Raw genomic sequence first — 269 nt, forward strand, 5'->3', positions numbered from 1 at the left:
CGACACGGGGCAGCTCGAGCCGGGGCACGGCCTCAAGGTCGGCTACTACGCGCAGGAGCACGAGAACCTCGATGTGAACCGTTCGGTGCTGGAGAACATGGTCTCCGCCGCCCCGCACATCACCGAGACCGAGGCGCGCAAGGTGCTGGGGTCGTTCCTGTTCACCGGCGACGACGTGCTCAAGCCCGCCGGGGTGCTCTCCGGTGGCGAGAAGACGCGTCTGTCGCTCGCGACGCTGGTCGTCTCGTCCGCGAACCTGCTGCTCCTCG

The 269-nt window shown here is 68.4% G+C and carries 1 protein-coding gene; it reads left to right on the top strand.

The window, feature by feature from the left end:
- Window positions 1–269: ATP-binding cassette domain-containing protein (locus CN514_RS19705; protein ID WP_141529435.1), on the top strand; the 269-nt coding region annotated here is incomplete at both ends.

Origin of the sequence: Bacillus sp. AFS001701, assembly GCF_002559405.1 — a bacterium.
GTDB lineage: Bacteria > Bacillota > Bacilli > Bacillales > Bacillaceae_G > Gottfriedia.